13 protein-coding genes and 1 pseudogene are annotated in these 14750 nt (G+C 62.5%); 4 read left to right on the top strand and 10 right to left on the bottom strand.

Annotated elements, in window-relative coordinates; genetic code table 11:
- Positions 1–144: 144 nt before the first annotated feature.
- On the bottom strand, positions 145–1497 hold the full coding sequence (locus AC5Y46_RS25195) for an MFS transporter (protein ID WP_065139369.1): 1353 nt from the start codon (positions 1495–1497) through the stop codon (positions 145–147).
- 126 nt (positions 1498–1623) lie between these two features.
- Positions 1624–2016 (bottom strand): ArsR/SmtB family transcription factor, encoded by a 393-nt coding sequence (locus tag AC5Y46_RS25190; protein ID WP_055577501.1) that lies wholly within the window; start codon positions 2014–2016, stop codon positions 1624–1626.
- 503 nt (positions 2017–2519) lie between these two features.
- Between AC5Y46_RS25190 and AC5Y46_RS25185 the strand changes: the two genes are divergently transcribed.
- On the top strand, positions 2520–3791 hold the full coding sequence (locus AC5Y46_RS25185; RefSeq protein ID WP_216638378.1) for an ATP-binding protein: 1272 nt from the start codon (positions 2520–2522) through the stop codon (positions 3789–3791).
- 476 nt (positions 3792–4267) lie between these two features.
- On the opposite strand, the gene AC5Y46_RS25180 is transcribed toward AC5Y46_RS25185, so the two are convergent.
- The 4 genes from AC5Y46_RS25180 to AC5Y46_RS25165 form a co-directional block, all read right to left on the bottom strand.
- On the bottom strand, positions 4268–4999 hold the full coding sequence (locus AC5Y46_RS25180) for an SDR family NAD(P)-dependent oxidoreductase (RefSeq protein ID WP_499946985.1): 732 nt from the start codon (positions 4997–4999) through the stop codon (positions 4268–4270).
- A complete protein-coding gene (locus tag AC5Y46_RS25175) occupies positions 4996–6162 on the bottom strand; it encodes an Rv3169 family protein (RefSeq protein ID WP_499946984.1) in 1167 nt (388 codons plus the stop codon). The genes AC5Y46_RS25180 and AC5Y46_RS25175 overlap by 4 nt, the downstream gene beginning before the upstream one ends.
- Before the next feature lie 8 nt (positions 6163–6170).
- Complete coding sequence (locus tag AC5Y46_RS25170; RefSeq protein ID WP_499993675.1) at positions 6171–6422, bottom strand: cytochrome P450; 252 nt, start codon at positions 6420–6422, stop codon at positions 6171–6173.
- 232 nt (positions 6423–6654) lie between these two features.
- Positions 6655–7578, bottom strand: coding sequence for a metal-dependent hydrolase (locus AC5Y46_RS25165; protein ID WP_499946981.1), 924 nt, complete (start codon positions 7576–7578; stop codon positions 6655–6657).
- A gap of 164 nt (positions 7579–7742) precedes the next feature.
- Here AC5Y46_RS25165 and AC5Y46_RS25160 point away from each other — a divergent pair, with 164 nt between their 5' ends.
- On the top strand, positions 7743–8309 hold the full coding sequence (locus AC5Y46_RS25160) for a TetR/AcrR family transcriptional regulator (RefSeq protein WP_499946980.1): 567 nt from the start codon (positions 7743–7745) through the stop codon (positions 8307–8309).
- 7 nt (positions 8310–8316) lie between these two features.
- Here the strand turns inward: AC5Y46_RS25160 and AC5Y46_RS25155 are convergent, their stop codons facing one another.
- Positions 8317–9159 (bottom strand): alpha/beta fold hydrolase, encoded by an 843-nt coding sequence (locus tag AC5Y46_RS25155; RefSeq protein ID WP_499946979.1) that lies wholly within the window; start codon positions 9157–9159, stop codon positions 8317–8319.
- Between AC5Y46_RS25155 and AC5Y46_RS25150 the strand changes: the two genes are divergently transcribed.
- Complete coding sequence (locus AC5Y46_RS25150; RefSeq protein ID WP_499993673.1) at positions 9158–10312, top strand: phosphotransferase family protein; 1155 nt, start codon at positions 9158–9160, stop codon at positions 10310–10312. The genes AC5Y46_RS25155 and AC5Y46_RS25150 overlap by 2 nt on opposite strands.
- On the top strand, positions 10305–11810 hold the full coding sequence (locus AC5Y46_RS25145) for a flavin-containing monooxygenase (protein ID WP_499946977.1): 1506 nt from the start codon (positions 10305–10307) through the stop codon (positions 11808–11810). Before AC5Y46_RS25150 ends, AC5Y46_RS25145 begins: the two co-directional genes overlap by 8 nt.
- Before the next feature lie 154 nt (positions 11811–11964).
- On the opposite strand, the gene AC5Y46_RS25140 is transcribed toward AC5Y46_RS25145, so the two are convergent.
- The 3 genes and pseudogenes from AC5Y46_RS25140 to AC5Y46_RS25130 all read right to left on the bottom strand — a co-directional run.
- Complete coding sequence (locus tag AC5Y46_RS25140; RefSeq protein WP_499946976.1) at positions 11965–13212, bottom strand: cytochrome P450; 1248 nt, start codon at positions 13210–13212, stop codon at positions 11965–11967.
- Positions 13213–13223: 11 nt separating this feature from the next.
- Positions 13224–14195, bottom strand: coding sequence for an SAM-dependent methyltransferase (locus AC5Y46_RS25135; RefSeq protein ID WP_499946975.1), 972 nt, complete (start codon positions 14193–14195; stop codon positions 13224–13226).
- Positions 14192–14750, bottom strand: a pseudogene (locus AC5Y46_RS25130) (MFS transporter); the annotation flags it as partial. The pseudogene AC5Y46_RS25130 and the gene AC5Y46_RS25135, both read right to left, overlap by 4 nt.

Here is a 14750-nt window from a genome sequence, read left to right as displayed (position 1 = left end):
CTGTGCTCGTGGCCTCATGGTCGTATTGAAGGGCTGGTGATTCGTCGATTTCGCCGTCACATCCCTGACGCGGGCCGGCGGGCACCGCGAAGAGACCGAGCCATCGGGGGCTACCCGCGAAAGCCGGACGATGAAAGAGCTTGGCTAGTTAGCTATTTGGTGGGCTGTGGGCCAGCGGAGGTGGTCTTGGTCGATGATGAAGGTGTGGGTGTGCTGCATACGGCCGCTCTCGAGGGCGGTGGCGTCGTCGAGGTGTTGGTGATCGGTGCTGGCTGAGTCGTGGGTGTGAGTCAGTTCTTCAGGATCGCGGCGCGGCCAGATCAGCAGCGCAGCGACCGCGCCCGCAGCAGCGACCGCCCCCAGTATGGTCCAGGCTGTGATGAAGCCGGCCAAGGTGGCGACCCAGCCTGCGATCGGATAGGTCAGCAGCCAGCACAGGTGCGACAGCGAGAACTGCGCGGCGAACACCGCGGGCCGATCCGCCGGAGTTGACGAGCGGCGCAACACTCGGCCTACCGGGGTCAACACGAGGCTCATACCCGCCCCGATGACTAGCCAGATCACCAAGGCCGCGCTCCAGCGTTGATCTGCGTGGGCCGCGGACAGGCCGATCGCGCTGGCAGCACCGAGGACCAGCAGCGCCCCGCCGGCCATCATGACGATTCGCTCGGGCACCCGGCGCAGCACCGGCGGCAGCAGCAACGCGACGATCATCGTGCCGGTCCCGGAAGCGGCTAGCAGCCACGCGACATCAGCTTGAGTGCGGCCCAGTGCGTCGCGGACATAGTTGACCGTGTTGACCATGACGATCGACCCGGCTCCGGCCACGACCAGATCCAGGGCGAGCACACCCCGCAGCCGTGGGGTCGCGGCGAAGATCCGGATCCCGGCCGCAGTCTTTTCCCAGGCGCTGGCGCGTGGGTTGGGAGTCGCATCAGGGATCCGGCTGCTGATCACCAATGCCGCCGAGATCAAGAACCCGATCACCGTCCCGACGAACAACCAATGGAAGCTGATCACCGTCAACAGCAACGCGGCCAACACCGGGCTGAGCAGACTCTCCATGGTGGAAGCAAGCTGGGACGCGGAAAGCGCTGCGGTATAGTCGGATTCATCGGTCACCACATCAGGGATGACCGCCTGAAAGGTCGGGGTGAAGGCTGCCGACGCTGACTGCAACATCGCGATCAGCACATAGATCTGCCACACCTGGTCGATGAACGGCAACGCCACGACTACCGTTGCCCGGGTCACATCCAGGCTCACCAGCATCAGTCGCCGCGGGAACCGGTCAGCATGCGCTGCAGCGACCGGGGCCACCGCCACATAGGCGATCATCTTGATCGCCAACGCCGTTCCCAAAACAGCGGCCGCGTCAGCACCAGCCAACTGATAGGCCAACAACCCCAACGCCACCGTGGTCAGCCCCGTCCCGAACAACGCGACCACCTGGGCGGCGAACAAACGCCGGTAGTCGCGGTAGCTAAACAACGACATGCCAGTTCTCTCCTGCTTCGTCAGGCCACGACGGTGCCATCACCGTTGAAACCCATTGCGGGGCAACCAGTCCCGCGATAGGGAAATCGTCCGCCAAAAAACCAGCGGCGCGCTGGGGCAACCTGGCTAGTTCTGGGCTTTCTTGGCCGGCCGTCGGGTCAGAGGGTGCACGGCAGCATCGGCGCGATGATGCGGCGGAACGCCCTGCCCGGCATGCTCGGCGTTGAACACCGCGTCGGTAACCAACTGGCGGACATGCTCGTTTTCCAGGCTGTAAAAAATGGTCGTGCCCGATCGGCGAGTGCACACCAACCGCGCCATACGCAGCTTGGCCAGATGCTGAGACACCGACGGCGCAGGCTTGCCCAACCGCTCGGCCAACCCATTGACCGACAACTCCTGACCAGTCAACGCCCACAACAGCTGAATCCGGGTCGGATCGGCCAGCATTCGGAACACTTCGACGACAAGGTTGGCGTGCTCGTCATCCAGACGCCGCCGTGCATTACCTGCATCCATACGCAGATACTAGCCTGCGCAGGAAGGCAGCGCTATCCCTTGGGAAGGTGTGCCTCGTTGCTGCCGATGTTGAACGCGCGCAGCGCAAGTCGTGAGGCTTCGGTTCTCATGCTCACATGAGTGTTATCCCGGGGGCGCCCTTGGGCGACGTTGTACCCGCGCAACTGACTGAAATCGGCGAACTCGGCTAGGTATGTCTGGTTCGGAGTGTGTTGGTGTGAAATACGGTGTCATCGACTAAGCGGACGTACCGCTTTGCGGTACTTATAGACGTTGTCGATGTCGGTCCAGAAGTGGCCGAGTGTCCCGTTCATGGTTTCTCAAGGTTTCCCACCTCCGGAATCGTCGCACCGACAAGGGTCCCCGGCATTGCCGACACGACGCGTGAGCGGATGTCTTCACTCTCAGCTGCACGGCCCGGCTCGGCCTATCCTATGCTAACTGACTGATTCCGTTAATGCTATATGACTGATTCGCTGTCGGCTAATTGTATGATTGGCTATGTGCGGTATGTCAGGCGCGTCATCGACGGCGAATTAGACGAACTATTCGGGCAAGTACCTGCGATTGCCATTGACGGACCCAAGGCAGTAGGGAAAACGACGACAGCCGAGCAGCGAGTCGTCGGCGTGATGAGACTCGATGCGAAGCCTAACTATGAGGCCGTGCGCGCTGACCCGGGTCTCCTGGTGACTCGGCCGCGGCCATTGCTCATCGACGAGTGGCAGAAGGTTCCCGAGGTGTGGGATGTCGTCCGCCGCGCTGTGGATGACGACCCGTCTGGTGGCCAGTTTCTACTTGCCGGCAGCGCTTCACCGCGCCACGGGGCGACGGCCCACTCCGGCGCGGGGCGTATCGGGCGGCTGCGCATGCGCCCGATGACGTTGTCAGAGCGGGGGATCGCTTCACCAACAATCATTCTTGGCGAATTGCTGACTGGGAGAAGACTTCCGCTCGACGGGGCGACGCAGATCCGGTTAGCCGATTACACGCATGAGATCGTGGCGTCAGGCTTTCCGGGTATGCGGTCTCTTGGTGCGCGGGCATTGAAGTTTCAGCTGGACTCGTACCTGCGGAATGCCGTCGACCGAGACGTGCCGGAGCAGGGGCTTGCAGTTCGTAAGCCTGATGCCATGTTGGCGTGGTTGCGCGCCTACGCGGCCGCCACGTCCACGACGGCCAGCTACACGGCAGTGCTGGACGCGGCCACCGCCGGTGTCAGTGACAAGCCGGCGCGTTCGACGAGCATCGCGTACCGAGATGTGCTTAGTCAGCTATGGCTTCTTGACCCCGTGCCCGCTTGGGGTCCCGCGGCAAACCCGTTGGCGCGCTTAGCCCAATCGCCCAAGCATCACCTAGCCGATCCTGCGTTGGCGGCGCGTCTACTCGGCCTGTCTGTGGATACACTGCTCGGCGGTGAAGGTAAGCCGATCGGGCCCCAGGCCGGCGGCATGCTCGGGCATCTTTTCGAATCCTTGGTCACGCTTTGCGTACGGGTTGCTGCCCAGGCTGCCGAGGCCACCGTTGGTCACCTCCGGACACGCAACGGTGACCACGAAGTAGACCTGGTGGTGGTGCGTGACGACGGCCGGGTTCTTGCCATCGAGGTGAAACTGGCTGCAACAGTCGACGATCGAGACACCGCGCATCTGCGCTGGCTGGCCGAGCACCTGCGCGCGGACTTGCTCGACGCGATCATCATCAATACCGGACCCAACGCCTACCGACGCCCCGACGGCATCGGCGTAGTCCCCCTTGCGCTGCTGGGTCCGTGATGGTGCGGAACCTGCCGTTAATGGAGACGGTGCGCTGTGTTGACGCCGTCAACACGCCGAACCGAAAACCGCAGGTGACGAACGGCACTGAAATTGATCGAGAACGGCCAAAAGCGCAGGTAGAGGCGTTGACGAAGACCGAATACAGGGGTTCGAGTCCCCTTAGCTCCACCAATGTGATGAGTCGCGTCATCGGTTACAGATGAGTCGCGTGAGGGGTTACAGATTCCCCGCCATCGGCGGGGGTTTTCTGTTGGTTGCGCCAGTAGTTGGTGTCGGGGTCGATGGTGTGGCTGCTCAGGACGTGGTGGCCGGTTTTGCTGACGGTGGTAACGCTGGTGGTGTGAAGTACCCCAGGCTTTATTCCTAGCGCGTGTTCACACAGCAGAGTTGTTGATGGAGGCCGAATCTCGGAGCGCAACGAAGCCACCCAGTGACCTGAGCGACTCCATCGGCGTCCGCTTCCCGTCGCGCGGTCACCCCGGTGGCGGGCTCAGCTGCTGCATCTGACCGTATGCGTTGATCGGGCTATACAAGGCCAGGCCTCCGTCGGCAAAGACAATCTGACCTGTCACCCAATCCATGTCGAGGACTCCGATAATCGCTCCGGCGACGTCGTCTGCCTGGCCGAGCCGACCGAGCGCAGTGCGCTCGTTCAGGCCATCCAACCAACCCGGCAACGCTTCGGGTTTGGCCAGCATAGGGGTGCAAGTCACGCCGGGGCCCACCGCGTTGACCCGGATCCCGTATCGTCCCCACTCCGCGGCCGCTACCCGAACCAGCATGTCCACACCTGCTTTCGAAACGCAGTAAGCACTCATGTCACGGTCGGCGATCGTGCCGCTGATGCTGGAAACCGCAACAATTGAGCCGCCGTTGCCGGACTCGATCATGCTTTGAGCAACAGTGCGCATGGTCAGCATGGTGCCGGTGAGGTTGATGTCGAGCACTCGTCGCCATTGCTCGAAAGGCTGGTTGAGCAACAGCCCTGATGCGCCGATCCCGGCACACGCCACCAGGCGCGTAGGCGGCCCGCCCACAGCGATGGTCGCCTGCATCGCGGCCGCCAGTGAGTCGGGATCGCTGATGTCACAGTGGAAGTCACCACCGGCTATGTCCCAGGAGACAGTGTCGGCGCCGATCGCACGGAGCTTGGCCACCACCGCCGCGCCGATGCCGGAACCGCCTCCGGTGACGATCGTGGTCACAGGAAAGAATTCTCTTGAGTCAGACCGATCTCGGGGAAGGCGCCCAAGGCGAAGGTTTCGATGTTTCCGAAGCCGGTACCGCCCTCAACGGGGTCTTCCACCCGAACAAGCAAATCGCGCAGTTGGTGAACTTTGCGTGCGGTCGCCGGATCGTCGCAGTCGGTCACATGGTTGCCTTCCACCCGCAGCTCTCCGACCCACTCGCCGTACACCCAGTCGTTCCAGCCGTAATAGCCGGCGGTGCCCAGGTGGAACCCTCCGTCGCCGACAGCCAGAATGCTCAGTGGTCGTTTGGTTCCGTCCGTCTCGACCAGAGTGATGGTGCCCTCGGTGAACCGGCGATTGTCGTCGCGGAAGCGCAGGTCCTGTTCGACCGCCGCGAAACGCCGCGAATCACCTTCCGGCTCTTGCTGTTCAGCCTGGAATCGCAGGTTGTCGAAGCCTTGTCCGCGCTCGTGCTGCAGGAATACGAACAGCGAATATGTTGACCCGTCAGAACGGGTCATCGTCATCGGCAGCCAGGTCATGAACATCTGCCGGATCTTGCTGCCGCCGCGGGGCAGGCCGGGGATTGGCTTGCCGACACCGGGTCGCAATCCCCAGGAGTGGTCGCGGATCGAGATCCACTCCTCGGGTTTGATCTCGGTACGCTCGCCGTGCAGCTGCACCCAACCCGACGCAACACCGATCTGGTGGTACCGCAACACGTTATGGGTCACCCGGTAACCATCCGGGCTGCGGTCGGGCCACGGATCCTCCAGGGCGGTGTCGAACGAGCCGCGCATCACCACGTCGAACGCGATTGGCTGGTGTTCGTTTTCGTCCAAGCTGACCCTGATCGCGCGCAGTGGTTCGACGACTTCATAATGAATCGGGCCTACCGTAGTGCCAGCGGAGTCGGACGAGAGGCGGCGCCCCGCCCGTACCGTCCACTGCTCGGTGCCCCGGCACACCCCGGCCGCCCCGTCGAACACACCGCGGTTGGTGTATTTACCTACACCCAGGGCGATTTGGAGGGAATTGTCCTTGGCGTGCGCGGTAGTCCAGATCTTTTCCGTCCAGGACGGATCCGACTGGCTCACGGTGGCGAACGTATCGACGATCTGGTGGGTGAGAAACTCGTCCTCCGGCACCAGTCGTCCGTAATTAGTGGACAGCAACACTCCACCCTTCAGTTGTTGATCCGCACCGGAACATGCGAATATCCCATTACATTCGTCATGTTGATGCGCCGCAAATCGCTTGGGTCGACATCGAATCCGACCATACGGTCGGGCAGCACGTCGAGCGCGGTATGTCCCTCCATGCGTGCCAGTGCCGCGCCCACGCAGCGGTGCACGCCATAACCGAAGTCCAGGTTGTGACCGAAATGCTTGCGTTCGAGGTCGAATTGGTCCGGGTCGAAAAACAGCACCGGCTCCACCGAGCAGCGACAGGACAGGACAGTCTCTGTATCGATGAGACCGGCCGGCCCGCCGTGCTTACGCTCGACCTCGACCTGTTCAGTTGGGTAAGCATGTCGTCCTGCGGATCGGCGCGACGCTTCTGGACCAACCTCAGGTTGGAATACACCGGAGCTACGTCGCGCAGCCGGCGATAAGTCTCGAACGGTTCGGTGAAGAAGTCTTCGGACAAGGGGTCGAACTCGCCGACCTTCATGCTTCGAATCCCGCGAAAGTGGTCATGTCCGTGCCACGTTCGTATTCCCGCATCCAGGTGTCGGCCCAGGCGGGCAGCGGCTGATCGGTCGGGTTGTGTCTCGGTGATTGCGAGAGCAGTAGCCGCCACAGCATGGCGGTGAGCTGTCCGGTCGGTACCGCCCCGAAGAGCGTCGATTCCGATCCGGTGCGGGCGCGGCGGCGCCGCCCGCCGGGTCCCCGGAACCTCAGCTCGCTCGTCAGTGCCGACTTCATCACCTGCTGAACCGAGGTGCCGCCGCGTTCGTCGGGAGGGACGTGTGTGTCGAACGCCTGGGTGATTCGCTGGGTGATCGCACCGACATGCCGGAATGTCTGGCGCACGTGCTTGACCCGGTACCACGGACTGTCGACGAGGTGCCGGTAAAGCATCAATCCCGAACTGCGGTGCTCGATCTCCTCGACAAAATGCCACATCATCAACGAGGCCACACGTCTGTCGGCGCCGCCGAACAGCGCTGCGCGATTGTCGAGAATGACTTTGAACAGGGGAGTGAATGTCGCCTCAAGGTTCGCGACGTAGGCGGCGTGGTACTCGACGGGGTGCGCCGCGATCAACTGGTCGTAGGAGCGGTTTGCATGGTCGTAGCACTCTTCCAGACCCGGGTACCGCTCGATGAGGGCAAGCATGTGCTTGCGGTGTGCGGAGGCGTGCTGGGCTTCCTGGCGCAAAAAGGCATCGGCCTCGGCGGCGACGGCCGGATCCTCGGCAAGGCGGCCTTTGGCTTTTCGCAGCGCGCTGATGAGGTAGCGCTCGAACGGCACCGCGATGAAGGTGAAGGTGTTGCAGAAGACCGAGAAACTCGGATTGGCCGGCTGCCGCAAGAACGGCACGGTCGAATCGAACTCGAACGGCATCTTGCGGACGACAAGGTCCGTCACCACTGACACCTCCTCGTGCTGTGATCGTTCGCCACCGTATGGACCGCCGGCTCACGCCGCGGAAGTGACATAGGACTGTCCGCACGTAACACAGGTATCCGGAGAAAATCCGGCTGCAGGCAGCCTCAGTGTGACATTTGTACCTGTATATGTAAAGGTTAGTGATGCCAGTTCGCGTGCCACCCAACGCCGAGCGGTCGACCCGCCGACGCATTCTGTCTGCGACCTTCTCGGTACTGGCTCGCAGCGGCCGCAAGAACCTGATGCTGTCGGAAGTCGCCGCCGAAGCGGGCGTGTCCCGGCCGACGCTGTACCGCTACTTTCCGTCCAAGGGCGCGTTGCTGGAAGCCTTTGGACTCTACGAACAAGACAATTTCGAGGCCGGCATCGCCGCTGCGGTCGCCGGATTGCGAGGCAACGAGCGGCTTGACGCGGCACTGCAATTCATCGTCGAATTCCAGCACGGCTACTCGCTGAGCTCGCTCGTCGATGTGGAGCCCGAACACGTACTGTCGCAGATGCGTCGTGTCATGCCGGTAATGCACGAGCGGATCGCCCGGATCATTCCCGGCGATCATGCCGACGTCGCCGCGGCGACGGTGGTGCGTGTCGCGGTGTGCCACTACGTGATCGGCGAGCAGAACCCGGAGAAATTCCTGGCCGAGTTGCGCTACGCGGCAGGGCTCGAACCGGCGCACGGGCGTGCCGACCGGCCGGTGGCCAGTGCCTGACGCGCATCTAGCCCGCCGGCAACCAACCGCAGATGACGTCGGCGATCCGGTCCGGTTGCTCGAGGTGCAGGAAATGACCGACGCCGTCGAGCAATTCGACTCGGGACCCCGGGGCGAGCAGCTGCCCCTCGACATCGAGCAGGATGTCGGCACCTATGGCGCCGTCCGCGAGCCCGTGCAGGTACATGGTCGGGATGGGGGTAGGAGCCATCGTCGCGGCGGCCTCGGCCGCAACCACGGGATCGTCGAAAGCGGGATTGAACGAGGCCCGGTAGGGGCAGACGATGCCTGCGATCGAAGCTTCGGTCACCGTCTCACGCAAACGCGCGACATCGTCGGAACCGTCGTATCCCGGTGACCAATCGGCCCACAGCGATTCCCAGAAGCCGGGCGCGGCCAGCGCCGCCTCGGCGATGCCGACCTGCTGGATGAACCAGATATAGAAGGAACGGCGGATCTGCCGATACTCGAACATTGCCGGTCCCAGCGCGCCGATGGGTGGGACTGCCAGGGTGACTAGCCGCCGGTAGTGGTCCGGTGCCAGAGCGGTGACCCCGTACCCGGCGTTGGCCCCCCAGTCGTGTCCAACGACGACGCAGCGGTCATCGCCCTGAAATTCGCTGCGAACCTGCTCGATGTGCCGTACGTAGGTGCCGACAGTGATCGGACCCGTAGCGGGCGCGTCATAGCCCGGTAGCCACGGTGCCACCACCCTGTATCCATGATCGACCAGTGCCGGCCCGAGGTGCCGCCACGTATGCGGAGTGTCGGGGAACCCATGGACGGCGATCGCCAGTGGTCGACTGCTGTCGCCGATGTCACCGAAGGTCAGGGGATCCAGTCCGGGCATGCCATGCTCCCTCGTCGTCGGCAGCTACGTTACATTCCACTGCTTGCTTGTAATCCGTAACGTACTTTACAATATCGACTTCTTATGTAAAGGTGCTCTTGCTATGGCCGGTTTGACCTTGGTGCAACGCGACCTCACCGCCACTCGGCAGGCGCTGAGTCGATGGTTTACCGACGAATTTGCGGCTCCGGCAACGGTGACCGACTTGGCGGTGGCCAATAAGTCTGGCGGGTTTTCCAGCGAGAGCCTGATCGCGTCGGTTGAGGGTATCGAGGGTAACGACGAGTTCGTCGTACGTATCCCGCCGACGGGCGGCGGATTGTTCGCCGACTACGACCTCGAATCACAGGCACGCACCCAGCAGCTGGTACGCGGGTACGGCGTAGCGACTCCCTCACCGCTGCGTTACGAATCGGATCCCGCCTGGATCGGATCGAAGTTTCTCGTCATGCCTCGAATCTTGGGTCAGATCCCCGGCGATATGAGCTATGCCCGCAAGGGTTGGCTGCACGACGCGTCCAGCGAAACTCAGCGTCGCGCTCAAGACTCATTCCTTGCGATTCTTGCTGCGCTGCAACATGTCCCGACAAGCGATGCGTCCTGGCTACAGCGGCCGACCGGAGTCGGCAACGACGCCGAACTGACCTGGTGGTTGGAATACGCCAAGTGGGGCACGGACAACGACGTTCCTGACTTGATGCTGGACGCTTTCGACTGGTTGTCACGCAACCTGCCCGCCAACCCCGCCGAACCCAGCGTCTGCTGGGGCGATGCGCGGATGTCCAATGTGATCTTCAGCGATTCGGGCGACGTCCGCGGTGTCCTGGATTGGGAGCAAGCTTGCCTGTGCCCTGCTGAGGCGGACTTTGCCTGGTGGCTGGCCACCCGGCGGCAGATGTGCGCCGCCTTCGGTCTACCCGACGACCCCGAGTTGCCAGGATTCGACACCCGGGACCGCCTCATCGGCCGGTACCAGGAAATGATCGGGCGTCGACTCAGCGATTTGCAGTGGTACGAGCACTTCGCGACCGTTCGAATAGGCTGCTGCACGTTGCGCATCCAGGTACTGTTGCGTGCCCTGGGCCAGGGCGATCACTTACTTACCCGCGCGCCACTTTTGCCGGAATGGACGATCGAGGCGGTCCGTGGCTGACCCGGCGGTCGCAGTCATCGGAGGCGGCTTCGCCGGCATCGCTGCGGCCATCAAGCTGGTCGAGGCCGGGTTACCCGACTTCACCGTGTTCGAGAAATCCGACGGTCTCGGCGGAACATGGTGGGACAACAGGTATCCCGGGGCAGAGGTCGACGTCCACTCGGCCCTCTACTCGTTTGCGTTTCGCCCGCATGACTGGACCCGCACCCACGCCCGGCAGGCCGAGTTGCAGCGCTACCTCGAAGAGGTGGTAGACGAGTACGGGCTGAGGCCGCACTTCTGTTTCGGTACGACGGTGACCCAGGTCGAGTGGGACGAGTCCGCCGCAGGTTACGTGCTGGTGACCGCGGACGGCGAAACTCGGGCGTTCCGAGCGGTAATCAGCGCTGTCGGCATGCTCAACGTCCCGAATTATCCGACCTGGCCGGGGCTGGACGACTTCGCCGGGCCCAAACTGCACACCGCACGCTGGACGCCGATTGACCTGACCGGTAAACGGGTCGCCGTCGTTGGAACCGGATCCAGTGCGGTGCAGGTGGTTCCGGCGATCGCCGGTACGGCTCAACGGGTAACGCTGTTCCAGCGCGAGCCGGGGTGGGTGATGTACAAACCGGACCGCGATCTTTCCGTTGAGGATCGAGCCAGGTTGCGCCGGCCCTGGGTTCGGCGCCGGGAACGGCTGCGTCAGTTCTGGCTAATCGAGATCGGTCAGATGTTCGGTTCCCTGCATCGACCGGGCACCAGGATCAACAAACTGGCCGAGCGACGCGCCCGCTCCTACATCGCAAAGGTCTTCGCCGACCGTCCCGATCTCGCCGAGGCGGTCACCCCGAAATATCCCTACCCGGGTAAGCGCCCGGTGCTCACCAAGGACTTTTATCCAGCGCTGCTGCGCGACGACGTGGAACTCGTTCCCTTCGCCGTGCAATCCGTGACCACAACTGGCGTCGTGGATGTGCGAGGCGTGGAGCATTCTGCCGACGTCCTGATTATGGCGACCGGTTTCCAGCCGACTAACTATCTGGCGTCGTACCGCGTTGTCGGGCGCGGCGGGCAGACGTTGCAGGAGTTCTGGGACGGCGAACCGCAGGCATTCGCCGGCATCACGGTGCCGCATTTCCCGAACTTCTACATCCTCTACGGGCCCAACACCAACGGTGGCGAAATCGTCTCGGCGTTGGTCCTTCAGGCCGAGTTCGCGGTGCGGTCCATCAGACGGTTACGCAACGACTCCATCGCCGGTATCGAGGTTCGGCCCTCGTTCTACCGGCACTACAACCGATGGATTCAAGGCGCGATAGCCAAAACCGCCTGGGTGCAGTCGAACAACTACTATAAGACGCGGTCAGGCCGCGTGGTCACCCAATGGCCTTACGGTGCAGTCGTTTACCGGTTGCTGATCAAGTCGCTTGGCCGACTCTCGGAAGAAGTCATTCGGCGCCGCGGCATCGAAGCTCGGCATCGAGAATTGCTGGGGCTACGGTCAGCTCGCGGCTAGCCCGGTTGGTACGTCCGATCTGAGCCCGAATTGTCGTCTTCGACATAGGCCGAATCTGATCGAACGACGAACACGGGGTGGGTTCTAATTTGGTCAGGACCGGATACCTCGACTTGGCCACTAGTCGTTTCTCGGCAGCCAACATGCCACTCAATCACCCAATCGGTGGCGATTCGATGTCGAAGGTGATCGGTAGGTTTGCCGGCCCGCTGAGTCCACCGACCGGCTTCCAGGGCACGGGACCGGTTATGCGCGGGTTGCGGATTCGGCGGGTGCTGGTTTTCAGCGCTTCAGCGATCTCCAAACGAGCCAGGTTGGCTCCGAGGCAGTAGTGCGCGCCGGTACCGAAGTTCAATACTGGCGGTAAGCCCTGACGGGTGATATCGAATCGGTCGGGTTCGTCGTAGATTGCTGGATCACGGTTGGCCGTAACGGTATTGGCGAACACGATCGTGCCCTTGGGGAAGAGGACGCCACCGAGTTCGGCGTCCTCGGCTACGACCCGCAGTAGGGAGTTGGCGATGGGGGAATGGCGCATGGCTTCATCGACGGCGCGCATCGCCAGATCCGGGTTTTTGCGAAGTAGCTCCCATTGGTCCGGATGATCGCAGAGAACACCGATCGCGGCGGCCACCTGGTTGCGTGTGGTGTCGGTGCCCGCGAGCAGCATCGCCGCGGCAAGCATCCGCAACTCTTCGCCGGTGAGTCGTTCTCCATCGTGCTCGGCGCGGATCAGGTCGGAGAGTAAGTCGTCGGTCAGGGTGAGGCGACGACGCGCAACCATATCGTCGACGTAATCGTCGAGCTCATCCCATGCACGTACCACCTTCGGTAAGTCATCGCGGCTGAAGCCGAAGTTGAATGCGGCGAAGATGTCGTCTGCCCACAACGAAAACTGTTGCCAGTCTTCGCGGGGCGCGCCGAGCAGGGCACAGATGACAGGCACAGGGTAAGGCCGCGCTATCTCGGCTACCACCTCGCAGTAACCGCGACGACTGATGGGTTCGATGATGTCGTGGATGACATCGACAATTGTGGCATGCAGGCGTTGGACAGCGCGGGGGGTGAATGCTTTGGACACGACGCTGCGCACCCGCTGATGTTCGGCGCCCTCCATGCTCAGCAGCGAGTTCGCGACCCTGTCCCAGACGGGACCGGAGGTGATGCCTTGCACGGCAAGTGTGTATCCCCGCGGAATCTGGAAACGAGGGTCTCGCAGCAGGTTATGAACGAGTTCGTAGGAAAGTACTTCTGGTCCAAAGGGTCCCAGTGCGATCGGCGCTAATCGGTGGGCTGCCTCAAGTTTTCGGCGGACCTCTGTGGGTGTGGCGGTGGCGAGGTCGTACGCAATGGTCGGCAAGTCAGCCTCGAAGATGCTCGGAGCGTCGGTATTGATGGGCATTCGGTCTAGTCCTATCTGGGCGACTGCTTTACCGCAGTTACCAAAGAGCTCGCGGGCGCGGTATCGGTGAGATCAGGCGGTACGGGGCGACCAAAGCGTGCCATTTCGAGGCGGCTGTCCAATGATTCTGCGACCCAACCGTGGTTGGTAAGCCACGATGCGGTGTCGCTTGCGTCTTGGCTATTGATGAACGCCGTGACGTCAACATCGACGCCCAATGCGTTATCTATGTCGGCGGCTCCGTCTTTCCATCGTTCGAGGCGCTCGCTGCCGAAGTGTTTCGTGGAGTGGTGATAGACCTCCGCTGCCAACCGACTGGTGGGTGCACTCAATCGGGTTACCGTCCAGAAGAGTTCGTCGTGCTCACTGGACGATAGGTAGGGAAGCAGTCCCTCTACGAGCCAAGCGGTAGGCAGCGCCTCGTCCCATCCCGATTCCCTCAAAGCGTTTGGCCAGTCAGCATCGCGGAGGTCGATAGCTACCAGGTGACTGTCGGCGAGTGGGGTTGCGCCGTGCGCGTCGAGCGTGGATTGCTTGAATTTTTGTATTGCTGGCTGGTCGATTTCGTAAACGCGGACACCGGACAGGCAGGGGAGCCGGTACGCTCGTGCATCCAGGCCGGCTGCCAGGATCACGACTTGTTCGATTCCATCTGCGCTAGCTGATGCACAGAACTCGTCGAAGAAGACGGTCCGGGTGGCAACATACTCGCGACCAGCTATTGCCATTCGCCGCCCGATGTCGTCCTCGGGGCCCATCCAAGACAGGTCACCACGGGCCATTGCATTCCATCCAGGCTCGTTGACAGCCGCTACCAGAATCGCGGCGAATTCATCGCGCACGAGGGGGTCTTGTTGTGCAGTTTCAGCGGCGCGTTGGGCGGCCACCGCAAGTGCGGTCGATCCGAGATCGGTAGTGATGTCCCAACTTTGGCGCGCTTCCTTGTCGGATGCATCCGGCCGACGAACGTTGTTGTCTGTCATGGCCTCTGGTCGCGTTGCGCAGTGAATCGGCGAACGATTCGGATTTGTTGTCCGTCGCGTCCGGGTGCCCAGACCGCGACGACAGTAGCGGAGACCAGGACGACGATGCCCAACAACGAGAGCGACGATTGCATTGCTTGCAGGAAGGCGGCTTTCGCGTGGGTAGTCAGATCGTTTCCCGCGGGTCCGAGTTGCTTGGCAATCGTGAGTGCTTGGGCGAGCGAACCGAGCGCAGGTTCCTTGACCGTCTCGGGTAGCGACGTGACATTCTCTGCGAGTGCGCTGTGATATCCGGCGGCCAGGATTGAACCGGCGAGCGCGATGCCGAGGGCACCACCAAGCTCTCGCGTTGTGTCGTTGATCGCCGAGGCGACCCCTTGCTTGCTCAGTGGGACTGCGCCGGTAATGGCAGTGGTCGCGGGCGCGTTGCAAGCCATTCCGGTACTGAGGCCCAACATCGGCCACGCTAAATCGAGTATGTCGAGTTGGCGTCGACGAGCCGCATACACAACATGAGCTACCCCGGGTTTTGTACACACTCGGTTACTGGTGTGC

The organism is Mycobacterium sp. NGS59, from assembly GCF_059812345.1.
Note: the sequence above shows the minus strand (reverse complement) of the source record. Positions and strands in the feature narration are given on the sequence as shown.

What these genes read in the sequence shown, in the direction of transcription:
- AC5Y46_RS25155 (WP_499946979.1), bottom strand. Translation starts at nt 9,159, where the DNA reads ATGCCCGGACTGGATCCCCTGACCTTCGGTGACATCGGCGACAGCAGT.
- AC5Y46_RS25140 (WP_499946976.1), bottom strand. Translation starts at nt 13,212, where the DNA reads ATGCCCATCAATACCGACGCTCCGAGCATCTTCGAGGCTGACTTGCCG.
- AC5Y46_RS25135 (WP_499946975.1), bottom strand. Translation starts at nt 14,195, where the DNA reads ATGACAGACAACAACGTTCGTCGGCCGGATGCATCCGACAAGGAAGCG.
- AC5Y46_RS25190 (WP_055577501.1), bottom strand. Translation starts at nt 2,016, where the DNA reads ATGGATGCAGGTAATGCACGGCGGCGTCTGGATGACGAGCACGCCAAC.
- AC5Y46_RS25160 (WP_499946980.1), top strand. Translation starts at nt 7,743, where the DNA reads ATGCCAGTTCGCGTGCCACCCAACGCCGAGCGGTCGACCCGCCGACGC.
- AC5Y46_RS25195 (WP_065139369.1), bottom strand. Translation starts at nt 1,497, where the DNA reads ATGTCGTTGTTTAGCTACCGCGACTACCGGCGTTTGTTCGCCGCCCAG.
- AC5Y46_RS25150 (WP_499993673.1), top strand. Translation starts at nt 9,158, where the DNA reads ATGCCATGCTCCCTCGTCGTCGGCAGCTACGTTACATTCCACTGCTTG.